The organism is Dermabacter vaginalis (genome assembly GCF_001678905.1).
In the GTDB taxonomy this organism is placed as follows: Bacteria; Actinomycetota; Actinomycetes; order Actinomycetales; family Dermabacteraceae; genus Dermabacter; species Dermabacter vaginalis.
On sequence record NZ_CP012117.1, the window covers coordinates 849714 to 864166 of the forward strand.

The window sequence follows — 14453 nt, forward strand, 5'->3', positions numbered from 1 at the left end:
TCGGCTACCTTAAGGGGTATGAAGGCACTACGTACCCTTTCCGTCACGTCCGAACTTCCCGCTGAGCTCGAGGGACTTCGCACCCTCGCCTATAACCTCCGGTGGACCTGGAACGCCGAAACTCGCGACCTTTTCGAGGCGCTTGACCCGCGCGCATTCGAGGAGAGCAACCGCAATCCCGTTGTGCAGCTTGGGATGGTTCCCGCGCGCCGCTACAGCGAGGTCGCTGCAGATCCGGAATTCCGCGCGGCTCTTGACGCGCGCCTCGCGGATCTCGAGAACTACATGAGTTCCGATCGCTGGTTCCAAAAGGAAGCGCCGGGATCTCCCGCGATTGCGTACTTCTCGATGGAATTCGGTATCTCGCCGACCCTCCCGATCTACTCCGGTGGCCTTGGCATCCTTGCGGGCGACCACCTCAAGTCGGCCTCCGATCTCGGCGTTGACCTCATCGGCGTGGGTCTGCTTTATCAGTGGGGCTACTTCTCGCAGTCGCTCAACCGGGAAGGGTGGCAGCAGGAAAACTACAAGCAGAACGTCACGGAAGATCTCGCGGTCGTGCCAGTGACGGATGCCGACGGTGACCAGGTGTGCGTCAATGTCACGTTCCCCGGCGAGCGCATCGTCACGATCGCGCTGTGGAAAGCGCAGGTGGGCCGTATTTCGCTCCTCCTGCTCGACACGAATGTCGAGGGCAACGACGAGGGCGCCCGCCAGATCACTGACCGTCTTTACGGCGGCGACCACTTCCACCGTATTGAGCAAGAGATCGTTCTTGGCATTGGTGGCGTGCGCGCCGTTGAGCGCTTCGCGGAGCTCGAGGGGCGCCGCGAACGCGATGTGTTCCACCTCAACGAAGGCCACGCGGGCTTCCTCGGCCTTGAACGGATCGGCCAGCTCATGGGCAAGGGGTTGAGCTTCGATGCTGCCCTCACGCAGACCCGCGCGGGCTCGGTGTTCACGACTCACACGCCCGTGCCCGCCGGTATCGACCGCTTTGACGCCGGTCAACTGCGCCACTTCCTCGATGCCGATGGCAACGGGATCTCGCGCCTCGTGCCGAACCTGCCGGTTGAAGCAGCGCTCGCGCTCGGCGTCGAGGATGGCGGCCACGTGTTCAACATGGCCCACATGGGCTTCCGGCTTTCCCAGCGGTCGAACGGTGTGGCGAAGCTCCACGGCGAGACGAGTCGCCGCATGTTCAAGGACCTCTACCCGGGCTTTGACGAGGCGGAAGTACCGATCACGTCGATCACAAACGGTGTGCACCGTCGCACGTGGATTTCGCGCCCCATGGATGCGCTGTACAAGAGCGTGTTCGGTGACGTGGACCTTTCGGCGCTCAGTGATTGGTCTGCGCTTGGGACTTTGAGCGATGAGTCGCTGTTGGAGGTGCGCAACACGCTTCGCACGAACCTTGTCGAGCGTGCGCGCGAAGATGTGCGTCGCTCGTGGGTGCGCCGCGGTGCTCACCCAGGCGAGCTCGGTTGGGTCGATTCGGTTCTCGACCCGAACGTGCTCACGATTGGTTTTGCGCGCCGCGTCTCGACCTACAAGCGCCTCACGCTCATGCTGAGCCAGCCTGAGCGTTTGCGCAAGATTCTCCTCAACGAGGAGCATCCGGTGCAGATCGTCGTGGCCGGTAAGGCACACCCCGCGGATTACCCGGGCAAGGAATTCATGCAGCGCCTCGTGCAATTCGCAGACGATCACGGGGTGCGCCACCGCATCGTGTTCCTCGCGGATTACGACATTCGCATGGCGCAGTACCTCGTGTCGGGTTCGGACGTGTGGCTCAACAACCCGATCCGCCCCGAGGAGGCTTCGGGAACCTCAGGCATGAAGGTTGCGCTCAACGGCGGGCTCACGTTCTCGACGTCCGACGGTTGGTGGGACGAAATGGCGACCGACGATGCCGGCTGGACGATCGATACGGTCGACATCGAGGACCGTGCTGAGCGTGACCGCCTCGAAGCGGAGAGCCTCTACAACATTCTCGAAAACCGCATCGTTCCGCTGTTCTATGACCGCGACGAGAACGGCGTTCCGGCGAAGTGGCTGCAAATGGTGCGCAATTCCCTCGTGGAAATTGCGCCGAAGGTCACCGCGACCCGCATGGTGCGCGATTACGTCAACGAGTTGTACGCGCCCGCATCAAAGGCGGTTGCGCTGTTTGCGAACGAGCCGGGCCTGTCGCACGACTTCGCCGAATACAAGCAGCGCCTCGCGCAGGGCTGGGGCGGTGTGAGTATCCATGATGTCGAGGATTCGGTTGACGGTGATGTTCTTGCCGTGAGCGCGAGCGTTGAACTGGCCTCGATCCATGTTGAGGATGTCGAGGTGCAGCTCATCGTGGGCAACGTCAACGACGAGGGGGACCTTACCGACACGATCGTGGCCCCCATGACCCAGGGCGTTGACGGTCGCTACGCGGCCTCGCGCCAGCTTGAGAGCCTGGGTGCGGTTGGTTACACCGTGCGCGTTGTCCCCTCGCATCGCGTTCTTGCTCACACTGCTGAGCTTGGCCTTGTGCGCGTTGCCCAGTGATCGGGGTGTACGCTGGCATAGCCAATCGTTAGGCCGGGCATAAGTTCCGGCCAGAGTCCAGAGAGAATCGGGTGGAAGGAGTTGAATCTGTGATGCGACTCCGCCACCCGATTCTTTCGTGGCTTTTCGTGTTGCCTGCAGCGATCGGCGTGTTCGCCTTTATTCTTCTTCCCGTCGTCGTGGCCTTCGGTCTTTCGCTGACGAACTGGGAGATCGTGGGCTCCCGCGACTTCATCGGCTTCAAAAACTACGAGATCTTGTTCAGCGGCGACGCGCTGTGGAACTCGCTCTTCGTGACGCTTCTGTTCACACTCATGAGCGTGCCTCTCGGCATTGCGCTAGGCCTTCTGCTCGCGGTTCAACTCAACAAAATGTTCCCCGGGTCGACACTGTTCAGGATCATTGTGGTGATCCCGTGGGTGTGCGCCCCCGTGGCGATCGGTGTGGTGTGGAAGTGGATCTACCAGCCGACCTACGGTGCCCTCAACGCCTTGCTCGGAACACGAATCGAATGGCTCACGTCGCACACGCTCGCCCTTCCGGCCGTGGCTTTCGTGGCGGTGTGGCAAGCCGTCGGATATAACGCGCTTTTCTATCAGGCCGGCCTTCAGAAGATCCCACCATCGATCTACGAGGCTGCGGAGCTCGACGGCGCGGGAAGCGTGCGCCGTTTCTTCGCGATCACCCTTCCGCTCTTGAATCCCACGACGTTTTTCGTGGCCCTCACGCAAATGGTCGCGAGCTTCCAGGTGTTTGACACCGTGTATTCGCTGACCGGGGGAGGCCCCGGTAATAGCACTCAGGTGGTGGCCTCGCTGATCTACAACGAGGCGTTCGGTGCTGGGCGCCTTGGCCGCGCCGGGGCGGTGGCCGTGATTCTCTTCGTGATTCTCGCTGCCCTCTCGTTTATTCAGCAGCGGTTCTTCTCGAGCCGCATCACCTACGACATGTCCTGAGGGTGGTGTTCATGAAGAAAAAGTCGGTTCTTTCGGCGATCGTGGCCTACACGATCCTCATCATTGCTGCCGTGCTCACTCTCGCGCCGTTTTCGCTGTCGATCATGACGGCGCTTCGTGAGCCGAGTGACTTCCTTCGCCAGGGCCTCATCCACCTCCCGGATCCTGCGACGCTCGAGAACTTTACGGCGCTCTTCACGGGGCCGCACAGTTTTGTGACCCCATTTGCCGTGACGGCCCAAATGGTCGCGGTGATCCTCGTGGGGCAGATCATTTTTTCGATTCTTGCCGCATATGCGTTCGCATTTTTGGAGTTCCCCGGCCGCGATCTGCTGTTCTGGGCCTTCATCGCGACTCTGCTCGTGCCTCAAGTCGTGGTTGTCGTGCCGCTCTTCCTGGCATTCCAAGAGTTGGGGCTTCGCAATACCTTCTGGGCTCTCGTACTGCCGTTCATGTTTGGCAGCCCTTACGCCGTGTTCCTGCTGCGCGAGAATTTTCGTAGCGTTCCACAAGAGCTCCTCGATGCGATGCGCGTTGATGGCGCGGGGCATCTGCGGTTGATTCGCAGCCTCGTGGTGCCCCTTAACCGTCCGATCATCGTGACGCTCATCGTGATCACCGTGGTGACCCACTGGAACTCCTTCATGTGGCCGCTCATTATCACGACGGGGGACACGTGGCAGACCCTTACGGTTGCGACCTCGGCACTCAGTACCCAGTACAACAACAATTGGACGATGGTCATGGCGGCAACGACGCTCGCGATGATTCCGCTCATCCTTCTGTATCTCGTGTTCCAGAAGCAGGTGGCGCAATCGATTGGTGGAACCGAACTGCGATAAACGTCGCTTATGGCATCCATAAATATCCGGTATGCTCTTGCGTTAACAATGTGCAGGGCACGAGGGTGCCCGCACGACCGTTGAAGAAAGGCCATCACATGGTTTCACGTCGCACAGTTCTCTCCGGTGGACTCGTAGCCTCCGCGGCCGCGGCACTCGCCGCGTGCTCGCCGTCAGATTCGGGCTCGTCCGCGAAGAAGGGCTCGGGTTCCGACGCCGGGGCGCTTAAGTTCCGCATTTGGGATAGCACGGCGAAGGCGGCATACGAGGAGTCGCTCAAGAAGTTCACCGAGGAATCGGGGATCAAGGTCGAGGTCGAGGTCGTTCCGTGGGACGACTACTGGACGAAGCTGCCTCTCGACCTCTCTGACGGCGCTTCGGATAGCGCCCCCGATGTGTTCTGGCTGAACTCCGCGAGCTTCACCCAATTCCAGCAGGCCGGAGCGCTCGTCGATATTTCGGAGAAGCTCGGCGGGTCCGTGAAGGACTGGGAGAAGGCTGTCGTTGACCTGTACACCCGCGACGGCTCGCTGTGGGGTGTTCCGCAGGTCTGGGACTCGATCGCCCTCTTCTACAACAAGAACCTCACCGACGCCGCTGGCGTGGACCCCACGACACTCGCCTTCGATCCCACCGCCGGCTCGGATGCCCTTCGCGATGCCGCCACCGCGCTCACGAAGGATGGCGTGTTCGGTTTCAATGCGGCGTGCGATCGCCAGTCCATTATTGGCCCCTTCCTGAGCTCGAACGGTTCCGAGTGGCAGGATGCCAACGATATGTACGCATTCGATTCAGAGCAGGGCGTCCAGGTGTTCTCCTACCTCGCTGCGCTCGTCAACGAACTCAAGGTTGCGCCTTCGGCCGCTGACACCAATACGAACGGCGATTTCGCGCGTGACCTGTTTATCCAGGGTAAGCTCGGCCTCTTCCAGAGCGGCCCGTTTAGCCTCAAGACGATCCACGACTCGGTCGACGGCGCCTTCGAGTGGGCTATCGCCCCCATGGTGGCGGGCCCGAAGGGGGCGAAGTCGCTCGTGCACGGCGTGGTTGCCGCGGGTAACGCGAAGCGCGAGGACCAGGAGTCGGTTGTGAAGCTTCTCGAATGGCTCGGCTCGAAGGAGGGGCAGCTGCCCCTGGGCGAGCAGGGAATTTCGTTCCCCGGCCACGTGGATGCGCAGCAGTCCTTCGTGGACTTCTGGAAAGAGCAGGGCGTCGACGTTGAGCAGTTCATTGAAGCGGCGAAGAACCCTGGCCCCGCGGATACCGGCGCAAAGTCCCTCGCCGGCCTCAATGCCGTAATGCCCGTCTTCCAGGAGATCTTCGCGGGCAATCTCTCCGCCGAGGAAGGTGTCAAGAAGGCCCAGGAAGAGGGTAATGCCGCGATGGCGTGAGCCCCGCGGTTTAGGCGAAAATTGCCTCGCTCCACCTCGTTGACTCGAGACCGAGCTCTTCGGTGAGCGCTCCGGGCGCGAGGCGTGATGGCGAGTCCCACAGATATCGTTGCTGAGAAAGCGAACGGAGTGTGGGGCTCGCCATCCCCGTTAAAGAGAGTGCCCATGCTGGGATTGTGCGAATCTTCGGCTCGCTCACGTTTGCGCGGGTGGAGACGATGCGCGCCAGTTCGCAGAAGGTGACCGGTGTGGGGGAGGGGGCGTTGAGCATCACGCTCGAGTCGCCCGCGAATACGCGCGTGTGCTCTCGGGCCACGAGGATCATGGCATCGGCGAGGTCCGACACGAACGTCATGGCGTGAGGGATGTCGGGGCCTCCGAATGCCCAGCATGTTTTTCCCGTGAGGGTGGGGTTCACGATGCTCATCGTGGGCACCGACGCCTTCGCGGAGGCGCCTTTTCCCACGAGGTCGGCGGCAACGACACTCGCGGTGTGCGCCGCATGTGCCGTGCGAGCTTCGAGGAGCTCGGCGCGCACGTCCCCGAGAGGAGAGCACGGGTGTATCGGCGCTCCCTCGTGCAGGTCGTGCGCCTGTGTTCCGAACGCGTAGACGGATTCGGGGAAGATAACGGGGATGCCAAGGCTTTCGGCGACGTCCATGACCGCTTGCTCGCGGTGGGGCAGTTCCTCTCGCCAGGCCTTTGCGGTGTAGGGCGCGTGGATGCAGTGCATGATCGCGTCCGCGCCGCGCGCTTCACGTTCGAGCAGAGCGCGCTTGCCTGCGTCGCCCGCAATGACGCGCACCCCTTCGATTGGGTGTGCGCTGCGCCGGATAACTGTCACATCGTCGCCCGTTGTGCGCAGTGACCTGACGATTGCGTTGCCGATTTGCCCAGCCCCCGTGACGAGAATCTTCACAACAGCCCTCCAAAATGTGATCAGTGCTCTCGTTTAAGGAATATAGGTGCTCGCACCCTTAAAAACAAGAGCACTGCTCTCGCTATCGATTTCGAGTCTGTTCAATGCGAGGATGGACGCATGAGTGAACGCCGAAGCCGCGCCGAGAATCGGCGGCGCATGGAAACTGAAATCCTGCGCCTTGCCAGGCAGCAGCTCGAGGAAAAAGGCCCCGCAGACCTCTCATTGCGGGAAATTGCCCGAGACATGTCGGTCGCGTCATCGGCCCTATACAGATACGTGCGCGACCGCGATGAGCTGCTCACGCTCCTCGTCATCGACGCCTACACCGACCTTGCTGATGCCGTTGACGACGCCTTGGGTCTGGACCCAGAAGAGCGGGGTGGCGCAGAAAGCCCCGAGGGCCTCGGAACGTTCGCGCGCGCCATGCGCTCATGGGCGCTCGCAAACACAGCGCGATGGGGCCTCGTGTACGGCACACCCGTTCCCGGCTATACCGCGCCAGCCGAACGCACAATCGCACCGGGTACTCGGCTACTCGCCCGCCTCGCGCGAATCGTCGCGTCCGGCACTTCCGTCGGCGCAAACCCGAGCGACACGTATGCCGCTTTCCTCGAGGGTGGGTTGGAGGACGTGTTCGGGGCCGTTGGCCGGCACGCTCTCGACAACGCGGAGGCCGAGATAGGAGAAGACTGCGCAATAGACCGCGGCGAGGCCACTCGACGCGCGGCGACCACGATCGACCTCTGGTGCGCGCTACTCGGCACGATCAGCGCCGAGGTTTTCGGACAGCTCGGTCCGGGCCTCGACGAAGTAGGCGGGGAGATTCTCGAGCGGCTCGTCGAATCGTGGACCGCGATGCTCTTTCCCGAGGCTGCAACGAGTAATCGCTAGGCGAAACTCCACGGCTCGCGCGTATTCGTGCGCAGCCGGTAGAGGCTCGTGGTAGCCGTAATGAACAGGTCTTGGCCGCTCTCACCGCCGAAACAGAGATTAGACACCACTTCTGGAACGGGCGCATGGGCGATCAGGGAACCGTCGGAATCGAACACGCTCACCCCGTCCCCGCCGGAGGACCACACGCGGTCCTCTTCGTCGACGGTGATGCCATCGGGAACTCCGGCCGCGGGGCAGGCAAACGGACGCCCGCTGCCCTTGACGACCGCGTTGTCGGCGTCGAGGTCGAAGGCCCAAATGTGGTGGCGGCCCGCGCTATCCGTGACGGATTCAGGGGCGTTCTCTTCGGGCTTATTCGGGTTGTCGGCGGTATTCGTGACGTAGAGGCGCTTACCGTCGCGGCTGAAAGCGATGCCGTTCGGGCGGCTCAGTTCGGTGACAACGGCCTCGAGGTCACCGTGGTGGTCGAGCTTGAACACGTATGAGCGCCCGTACTCCATTTCGCCCGGCTGCCCCTGGCCCTCGCTGAGGATCCCGTAGGGAGGGTCGGTAAACCAGATCGTGTGCTCGATCGGGTGCACGGCAACGTCGTTCGGGGAGTTGAGGCGCCCGCCTTCGAAGAAGTCGATGAGCATTTCCGCGTCCATGAACGGCACGAGCGGCGCCTTATCGAGGGAACGTGTGCCGTGGTTGCATTCGACGACTCCCAAATCGGGGTGGTGCGCGCGGCCATTCGTGTAGTTGACGTTGCTTTTCCACACGACGGTTTCGCCCGTTGCGGGATCGAGCTGGAGGATGCGGTTGTTCGTAATGTCGCTAAAGCGCACGACCTTCTCGCGTGGATACCACAGCGGGCCTTCGGCCCAGCCGGCACCGGTCGCGACCTTCTCCACGCGTGCGTTCGGGTCAAAGGGCGGGGTGGTCACTGTCTTTGACCTCCTTGCGGATGCGGAACATCCCTTCTTGGTTCACGGTCGCCACGAGCTTCCCCTCGCGCGTGTAGATCTGGCCGACGCTGAGTGAGCGCCCGCCTGTCGCCGCGGGGGAGCGCTGCACGTACAGCAGCCAGTCGTCGACGTTGAACTCCGAGTGGAACCACATCGAATGATTGAGAGTCGCGACGCGCAGGCCGGGCGTAAGCCACGTGAGGCCCTGGCGGCGGATGGTCGGCTCGAAGGGCGTGTAATCGCTCGCGTACGTGAGGAACGCTTCATGGGTGAGTGGATCGCGGGTGCCGATCGGGGTGAGGGTGCGCATCCACACGGCCTGTTCGGCGCGCTTTTCAGGATCGGGCGTGAAATATAGGGAGCCGGTCGCGTTACGGATATCCACGGGGCGCTGGTACGCCATGAACTGCGCGAGCGGGTGGTTGACCTGGCCCAGTTCGTCGCGCGTGCTCGGGAGCTGTTCGGGCGCGCTTTCCGACGCCACCTCGTCCACGTGGTGCACTCCTTCTTGGCGTTCCTGGAACGAGCCATTCATCGTGAGGACGAGGTTTCCGCGCTGCGTGGCCTCGAGTGCGCGGGTGGAGAACGACCCGCCGTCTCGGAGCGTGCGTACGGTGAAGGTCAGCGGCTCGCTCGCGCGAGCGGGCTCGAGGAACGATGCGTAGGTCGAGTGCACGCGGCGCCCCTCCGGCACGGTGCGCGCCATGGCGATCAGGGCCTGCGCCATCATCTGCCCGCCAAACACGTGCCCACCCGGTTGGGGGAGCGAGGTTCCCTCAAATGTGTGTTCGGGCCCATCGATTTTCCGAAGCTCGAAAAGATCGAGGAGGCTGCGGGTCACGGCTGCTGGCTCAGGAATCGACATGCGCCCATCTTAACGAAGAGCGCATGAACGCTCTCCTAATAAAAGTTGAGGGTGTCGACAACATTCGTGAGAGGTGTGCCGTCGAGGAGTGCCGTCGCGTTGCGTGCCACGATCGCCGCGATGCGCATGCCCTCCTGCGAGCTCAGGGCTGCCGAGTGCGGGCTGAGGAGAACTTTCTCGTGATCCCACAGCGGACTATCGCTGGGCAGGGGCTCGTGTTCCACCACGTCGAGTGCGGCGAAGTTGACAGTGCCGTCGTTGAGAGCGTCAAGTAGCGCCGCTTCGTCGATCACGCTTCCGCGACCCACGTTTGCGAGAAGCATGCCCTTCTTCATCGAAGAAAACGCCTGCCGATCGAGCATGTGCCGTGTTTCGTCCGTACCGGGAAGCGTGACCACGATTGCGTCGACTTTCGACAGTGCGTCGTGAAGGTCGGCGAGCGGCACGATGCGGTCCACATTCTCGACAGTGCGGCCTGAGCGCGAGGTTCCCCAGACCCCGGTGCCGAAAGCCTTGAGCCTCGCGGCAACAGCCTTGCCGATACCGCCTAGACCGAGCACGAGCACCGTCATTTCATCGAGGTGCCGCGGATGCACGCGAATGATCGGCCACTCGTGTGCCAACTGGTCGCGCTCGAGACCGCGCAGATTCTTCGCGCCCGCGAGAAGCCCAAAGATCGCGAACTCTGCAAGAGTGCTGCCGTGCACGCCAGCCGAGGTCGTGAAGGTCACGCGCGTGAGCTCCTCCTCGCTGAGGTTCGCGGCTTTCACCTGGGCGCCCCCGCCCGCAGCCATCGTATGGACCCAGCGAAGCTTCGGATTGCTCCGCACGAGTGCGGCGAGTTTTTGCGGGTCATCATCGGGAAGTCCCACAACGGCATCGGCACTCTCGAGGATTTCGCGGTAGCGGCGCTCGTCACCTTCGGATCGTGTGAAATGAGGATCGCCCACCCAATCGGAGTTATAGCGGCGCGGCCGCGCGAGAGAGCCCGTGGGAACGACATTCACGCGGGGCTCGCGCTCGCGGATCAAGGAGCACTCTTTTTCGGGAAGGTCAACGACGATCGCAAGGGTGAGATTGTGGGTGCTCGAAGCAGGCATGGCGTTCCTTTCGTTCTCTTAATCCTAGAGGTGCGCATCCTGATGGATCCTCTAGAGTGGAAGGCAGATTTTTGCCGCCCACAGCCAAAAGGAGACGCGTCGTGAGCCAAACCCCGCTCATCATCATGGGCGTGCAGGGCACGGGGAAGTCCACCGTCGGAAGAGCCCTCGCCGAACGGTTGGGCCTTGCGTTCATTGACGGGGACGACCTGCACCCGGCCGCGAACAAAGAGAAGATGGCCTCCGGCACGCCGCTCACCGACGACGACCGTGCCCCGTGGCTTGACGCTATTGGCCGCACGATCGCGACCGAGCGAGCGAAGGGGGTGACGTGCGCGATCGTGTGCTCGGCCCTGAAACGCTGCTACCGCGATCAGCTCCGCTCCTACGCACCCGATCTCACGTTCGTCCACCTTGCGGGAAGCCAGGACCTTATCGCGAGTCGTATCGCCCACCGTCACCATGAGTACATGCCCGCCTCGCTACTCGATTCCCAGTTCGCGACCCTCGAACAGCTTGGCGATGACGAAGCCGGGATTATTGCGAGCATCGAGCCGCCCGCGAGAGACGTTGTGGAGAACATCGTCGCCGGCCTTAGCGCTGGTTCGCGCACCTGCTGATGTGGCGGCAAGGCCACGTGCAGGGTCGAGGGCTAAAGTGGACGCATGATCTTTATCAACGTGAAATACCAGGTCAAGCCCGAAGAAACCGCCACTTTCCTCGAGAAACTCACCGATTACACGAACGCCTGCCGCGCGGAGGAGGGCTGCCTCTTCTTCGAGTGGTACCGCAGCGCGGAGCGCGAGAACGAGTTCCTTCTCGTGGAGATGTACCGTGACAGCGAAGCTGGCGAGAAGCACGTCAACTACCCGCACTTCCAGGCCGGCCTCGACACCATGCGCCCGCTCGTTGCTGAAACCCCCGAGATTATCTCGAAGGAGATTGAAGGTGAAGGCTGGGGCCCCATGGGAGAACTCGCGGACTAAGTCCCGTTCGGTGCTCCCCGTTACCTGAACGTGACGTAGGTGCCTTCGCGCGTGGTACCGTGACTCGTTTCCTTATATCACCGAGACGAGTCAAAGGATGTGAACCATGAGCGCGTGGGATGTCTTTACCGACCTCGGCTGGATGGGCCTCTTGATCCTCATCGGCGTGCTTCTGCGCGCCTGGGTCAAGCCCATCCAGTCTCTCTTTTTGCCCGCCGGCCTGATCGCCGGCCTCCTCGGCCTGATTCTGGGCCCCAATGTCCTGAGCATCATTCCGTTCAGCAGTTCCGTTCCGATCTACTCGTCGATCCTCATTGCGGTCGTGTTTGCCGCATTGCCGTTCACGTCAAAGATCGCGGGGCTCGGCAACGTATTCCGCGCCGTGCGCACCATGTGGTCCGTCTCCCAGGCGATCTCGGTGTTGCAGTGGGGCTTCGGTCTCCTTTTCGCGCTCGGGATCTTGAGCTTCTTTTTCACCGATCTGCCTGACGGCTTTGGTCTTCTCCTGGCTGCCGGCTTCATGGGCGGGCACGGTACCGCAGCTGCTATCGCCGACGGTTTCGGGGACACATGGCCAGAGGCGCTTTCCCTTGGCATGACCTCCGCCACCATCGGCATCGTTCTCTCAGTTGTGGGCGGTATCGCGATCATCAAAGTCGAATCGATGCGCGGCAACACCGCCTACCTCAAGGACTTCAAGTCGCTTCCGAAAGACTTGCGTACCGGCATCATCGCCGAAGAGAATCGCGAATCGATCGGTGTTTCTCCCGTATCCTCGACGAGCCTGGACCCGATCACCTATCACCTGGGCCTGCTCTTCATGATTGCGGCCTTCGCCTACATGTTCACGTCGTGGGCGAATAGTCAGGTCGAGTGGCTCTCCGTGCCCACGTTCAGTGTGTCCTTCCTGCTCGGCTACGTTGTGCTCTTCGTGCTCAAGGCCTTCAAGGCTGAGAACGCGTTTGAAGGGAAGATCTTTGAGCGTGGCAGCGGCATGTCAACCGACCTCCTCGTGGCCTTCGGCGTGGCGTCGATCGACCCGAAGGTCGTGGCCTCCTACTGGCAGCCGCTTCTGATTCTTATCCTCGCGGGCACCATTTTCGTGCTTGCCTACTACGTGTTCGTCTCCAAGAAACTCTTTGCCGATCACAAGGTTGAGCAGGGCATCTTCACGTGGGGCTGGAACACCGGTACCGCGGGCATGGGCATGGCGCTTTTGCGCATCGTTGATCCCGAAATGAAGTCGAAGACCCTCGACTACTACGGCATCGCCTATATCCCGATCGGTTTCGTCGACATCCTCACGATCGCGACGCTCCCGGCGCTCGTCATGGCAGGCGCTTCGTGGTGGGTCGCGCTCGCGCTCACGCTCGCGGGAGCGATCATCGTTGCTCTCGCGTTTCGCCACCGCGAACCGGATCCCACGACCGGCGTGATCCAGAGCGTCGGCGTGCATGGAACGTTCGACCACAGGGCCTGAGCACAGCCGAGCGTCGTGCCGTTTCTCGACATTCCCGTACCCGTCAGGTGGAGTGACCTCGACGGGTACGGGCACGTGAACAACACCGCGTATCTGCGGCTGCTCGAGGAGGCCCGCACGAGGGCCTTTTGGCAGCCGTCGGACACCGAGCTCGCGAATGGTGCCCCCGCCTACCCGACCGCGCTCGCGGAGCTGTCCCCGGGCGGTGCCTTCCACACGCTCGTGGCCGCCCACACGATCGAGTACGCGCGCCAGCTCGGTTACCGCCGAGACGGGGTCATCGTGCGCACGTGGGTCTCGAAGCTTGGGGGAGCGTCGCTCGACCTCGACTACGAAATACTCACGGCCGACGAGCTGGAGCGACCCTACGCGATTGCGCGCACGACGATCGTGATTGTCGAGGCCGAAACCGCGAGAGCCGTGCGCATGCCGGAACGGCTACGCACGGCTCTCGAGAGAGTCACAGGCGCGCCGCTGACATTCCGGCGCGCGTAGCGAGTTCTTCTACGCCGACTCCTGGAAACGGGGAAGCGCAAACTCGACGCCCCGCTTATCGAACTCGACGCGAAGGCGCTTGCGGATCTCGCGCTCCACCTCCCACTGTTTGCCGGGGATGGTGTCGGCAGTAATTCGGCGCTGATAGCGAGCACCGTCCACCGAAAGAATTCCAGTAGCCTCGGGCGCGCCGACAATGAGCTTTGACCACTTGTGGTCGGCCTTGAGCGCATCGAACACGGCGTGGATCGCCTCAGTCACCGCAGCATCATCGGCGCCGCTCGCGATATCGAGCATGACAAACGCGGTTCCGAGGCCGCGCGAGTAGTTGCCGAGCGAAATAATTTCACCGTTGCGCACCGTCCACAGGACGCCGTTGAGGCCACGCACCTGGGTGACGCGCAAATTTACGTTTTCGACGGTTCCCTCTGCGAACTGAAGATCGACGTAATCGCCAACGGCCACCAGATCCTCGAACAGCATGATCACGCCCGCAAGGACGTCCTTAATAAGCGTTTGAGCGCCGATACCGGCGGCCAGGCCCGCGACACCAAGCGAGGCGATGATCGGCGCGATGTTGACGCCCACTTGAGAGAGGATCATGACGAACGCGATCGACCAAATCACGACGCTCGCCACGTTCTTTGAGGCCGTCGAGAGCGTGTCTGCACGCTGCTTACGGCGCTCCTCGTGGGCGGCCGCAAGGCCGGCATCGGGGTGCTTCTTCACGACGACGTTCGTCATGCGAGAAATACGCGAACCCGATTGGTACATCGTCTGAAAAATGCGATTGACCAGTATGCCCACCACGAAGCGCACGAGTAGGGCGACCAGAATGATCACGAGGATCGTGACGCCATTGGAGAGCAGCCACTGACCTATCCGGTCCACGAGCGAGAAAGCCTCTTGGGTCGTGGTATCTGCCAAAAAATTCATGCCCCTACCGTAGGAGGGAAACCTTGAAACGGGCATGAAAAGGCGGCCCCACCGATGGTGAGGCCGCCCACGGTTTCCGACGGTGGCCGCGC

General features: G+C 62.2%; 14 protein-coding genes. 9 read left to right on the top strand and 5 right to left on the bottom strand.

The annotated features are described in order from the left end of the window. The first annotated feature begins 18 nt into the window (after positions 1 to 18). The 4 genes from glgP (at position 19) to DAD186_RS03600 (ending at position 5736) form a co-directional block, all read left to right on the top strand. The gene (gene glgP / locus DAD186_RS03585) at positions 19 to 2547 is read left to right on the top strand and encodes an alpha-glucan family phosphorylase (protein ID WP_065247534.1); all 2529 of its coding nucleotides are present in this window, start codon (positions 19 to 21) and stop codon (positions 2545 to 2547) included. A 92-nt stretch (positions 2548 to 2639) separates the two neighbouring features. Further along, the gene (locus DAD186_RS03590; RefSeq protein ID WP_065247535.1) at positions 2640 to 3503 is read left to right on the top strand and encodes a carbohydrate ABC transporter permease; all 864 of its coding nucleotides are present in this window, start codon (positions 2640 to 2642) and stop codon (positions 3501 to 3503) included. An 11-nt stretch (positions 3504 to 3514) separates the two neighbouring features. After that, on the top strand, positions 3515 to 4345 hold the full coding sequence (locus tag DAD186_RS03595) for a carbohydrate ABC transporter permease (RefSeq protein WP_065248699.1): 831 nt from the start codon (positions 3515 to 3517) through the stop codon (positions 4343 to 4345). 98 nt (positions 4346 to 4443) lie between these two features. Continuing rightward, positions 4444 to 5736, top strand: a complete 1293-nt coding sequence (locus DAD186_RS03600; RefSeq protein ID WP_065247536.1) for an ABC transporter substrate-binding protein — start codon at positions 4444 to 4446, stop codon at positions 5734 to 5736. Positions 5737 to 5746: 10 nt separating this feature from the next. On the opposite strand, the gene DAD186_RS03605 is transcribed toward DAD186_RS03600, so the two are convergent. Beyond that, positions 5747 to 6655, bottom strand: a complete 909-nt coding sequence (locus DAD186_RS03605) for an NAD-dependent epimerase/dehydratase family protein (protein WP_065247537.1) — start codon at positions 6653 to 6655, stop codon at positions 5747 to 5749. A gap of 120 nt (positions 6656 to 6775) precedes the next feature. Here DAD186_RS03605 and DAD186_RS03610 point away from each other — a divergent pair, with 120 nt between their 5' ends. Beyond that, on the top strand, positions 6776 to 7549 hold the full coding sequence (locus DAD186_RS03610) for a TetR/AcrR family transcriptional regulator (protein WP_065247538.1): 774 nt from the start codon (positions 6776 to 6778) through the stop codon (positions 7547 to 7549). On the opposite strand, the gene DAD186_RS03615 is transcribed toward DAD186_RS03610, so the two are convergent. From DAD186_RS03615 to DAD186_RS03625, 3 genes are read right to left on the bottom strand one after another with little or no spacing between them, the layout of a single operon-like run. After that, a complete protein-coding gene (locus DAD186_RS03615) occupies positions 7546 to 8478 on the bottom strand; it encodes an SMP-30/gluconolactonase/LRE family protein (RefSeq protein WP_065247539.1) in 933 nt (310 codons plus the stop codon). The genes DAD186_RS03610 and DAD186_RS03615 overlap by 4 nt on opposite strands. Beyond that, positions 8459 to 9364 carry an acyl-CoA thioesterase gene (locus DAD186_RS03620; RefSeq protein ID WP_065247540.1) on the bottom strand — a complete coding sequence of 302 codons (906 nt, stop codon included), beginning with the start codon at positions 9362 to 9364 and terminating at the stop codon, positions 8459 to 8461. Before DAD186_RS03620 ends, DAD186_RS03615 begins: the two co-directional genes overlap by 20 nt. A gap of 35 nt (positions 9365 to 9399) precedes the next feature. Continuing rightward, entirely contained in the window at positions 9400 to 10464 is a 1065-nt protein-coding gene (locus DAD186_RS03625; RefSeq protein ID WP_065247541.1) for a D-2-hydroxyacid dehydrogenase, read from the bottom strand. A gap of 101 nt (positions 10465 to 10565) precedes the next feature. On the opposite strand from DAD186_RS03625, the gene DAD186_RS03630 reads away from it, so the two are divergent. From DAD186_RS03630 to DAD186_RS03645, 4 genes are all read left to right on the top strand, one after another. Beyond that, positions 10566 to 11084: a gluconokinase gene (locus DAD186_RS03630; RefSeq protein WP_082991061.1), complete on the top strand. Its 519-nt coding sequence runs from the start codon at positions 10566 to 10568 to the stop codon at positions 11082 to 11084. A 45-nt stretch (positions 11085 to 11129) separates the two neighbouring features. After that, entirely contained in the window at positions 11130 to 11450 is a 321-nt protein-coding gene (locus tag DAD186_RS03635) for a putative quinol monooxygenase (RefSeq protein ID WP_065247542.1), read from the top strand. A 106-nt stretch (positions 11451 to 11556) separates the two neighbouring features. Continuing rightward, positions 11557 to 12930 (top strand): sodium/glutamate symporter, encoded by a 1374-nt coding sequence (locus DAD186_RS03640; RefSeq protein ID WP_065247543.1) that lies wholly within the window; start codon positions 11557 to 11559, stop codon positions 12928 to 12930. Between the two features lie 15 nt (positions 12931 to 12945). After that, positions 12946 to 13425: an acyl-CoA thioesterase gene (locus DAD186_RS03645; RefSeq protein WP_065247544.1), complete on the top strand. Its 480-nt coding sequence runs from the start codon at positions 12946 to 12948 to the stop codon at positions 13423 to 13425. A 9-nt stretch (positions 13426 to 13434) separates the two neighbouring features. Here the strand turns inward: DAD186_RS03645 and DAD186_RS03650 are convergent, their stop codons facing one another. Beyond that, entirely contained in the window at positions 13435 to 14361 is a 927-nt protein-coding gene (locus DAD186_RS03650) for a mechanosensitive ion channel family protein (RefSeq protein ID WP_065247545.1), read from the bottom strand. Positions 14362 to 14453 lie beyond the last annotated feature (92 nt).

Coding starts and splice junctions, on each gene's coding strand:
- DAD186_RS03595 (WP_065248699.1), top strand. CDS start 3,515: ATGAAGAAAAAGTCGGTTCTTTCGGCGATCGTGGCCTACACGATCCTC.
- DAD186_RS03650 (WP_065247545.1), bottom strand. CDS start 14,361: ATGAATTTTTTGGCAGATACCACGACCCAAGAGGCTTTCTCGCTCGTG.
- DAD186_RS03640 (WP_065247543.1), top strand. CDS start 11,557: ATGAGCGCGTGGGATGTCTTTACCGACCTCGGCTGGATGGGCCTCTTG.
- DAD186_RS03590 (WP_065247535.1), top strand. CDS start 2,640: ATGCGACTCCGCCACCCGATTCTTTCGTGGCTTTTCGTGTTGCCTGCA.
- glgP (WP_065247534.1), top strand. CDS start 19: ATGAAGGCACTACGTACCCTTTCCGTCACGTCCGAACTTCCCGCTGAG.
- DAD186_RS03635 (WP_065247542.1), top strand. CDS start 11,130: ATGATCTTTATCAACGTGAAATACCAGGTCAAGCCCGAAGAAACCGCC.
- DAD186_RS03600 (WP_065247536.1), top strand. CDS start 4,444: ATGGTTTCACGTCGCACAGTTCTCTCCGGTGGACTCGTAGCCTCCGCG.
- DAD186_RS03620 (WP_065247540.1), bottom strand. CDS start 9,364: ATGTCGATTCCTGAGCCAGCAGCCGTGACCCGCAGCCTCCTCGATCTT.
- DAD186_RS03610 (WP_065247538.1), top strand. CDS start 6,776: ATGAGTGAACGCCGAAGCCGCGCCGAGAATCGGCGGCGCATGGAAACT.
- DAD186_RS03625 (WP_065247541.1), bottom strand. CDS start 10,464: ATGCCTGCTTCGAGCACCCACAATCTCACCCTTGCGATCGTCGTTGAC.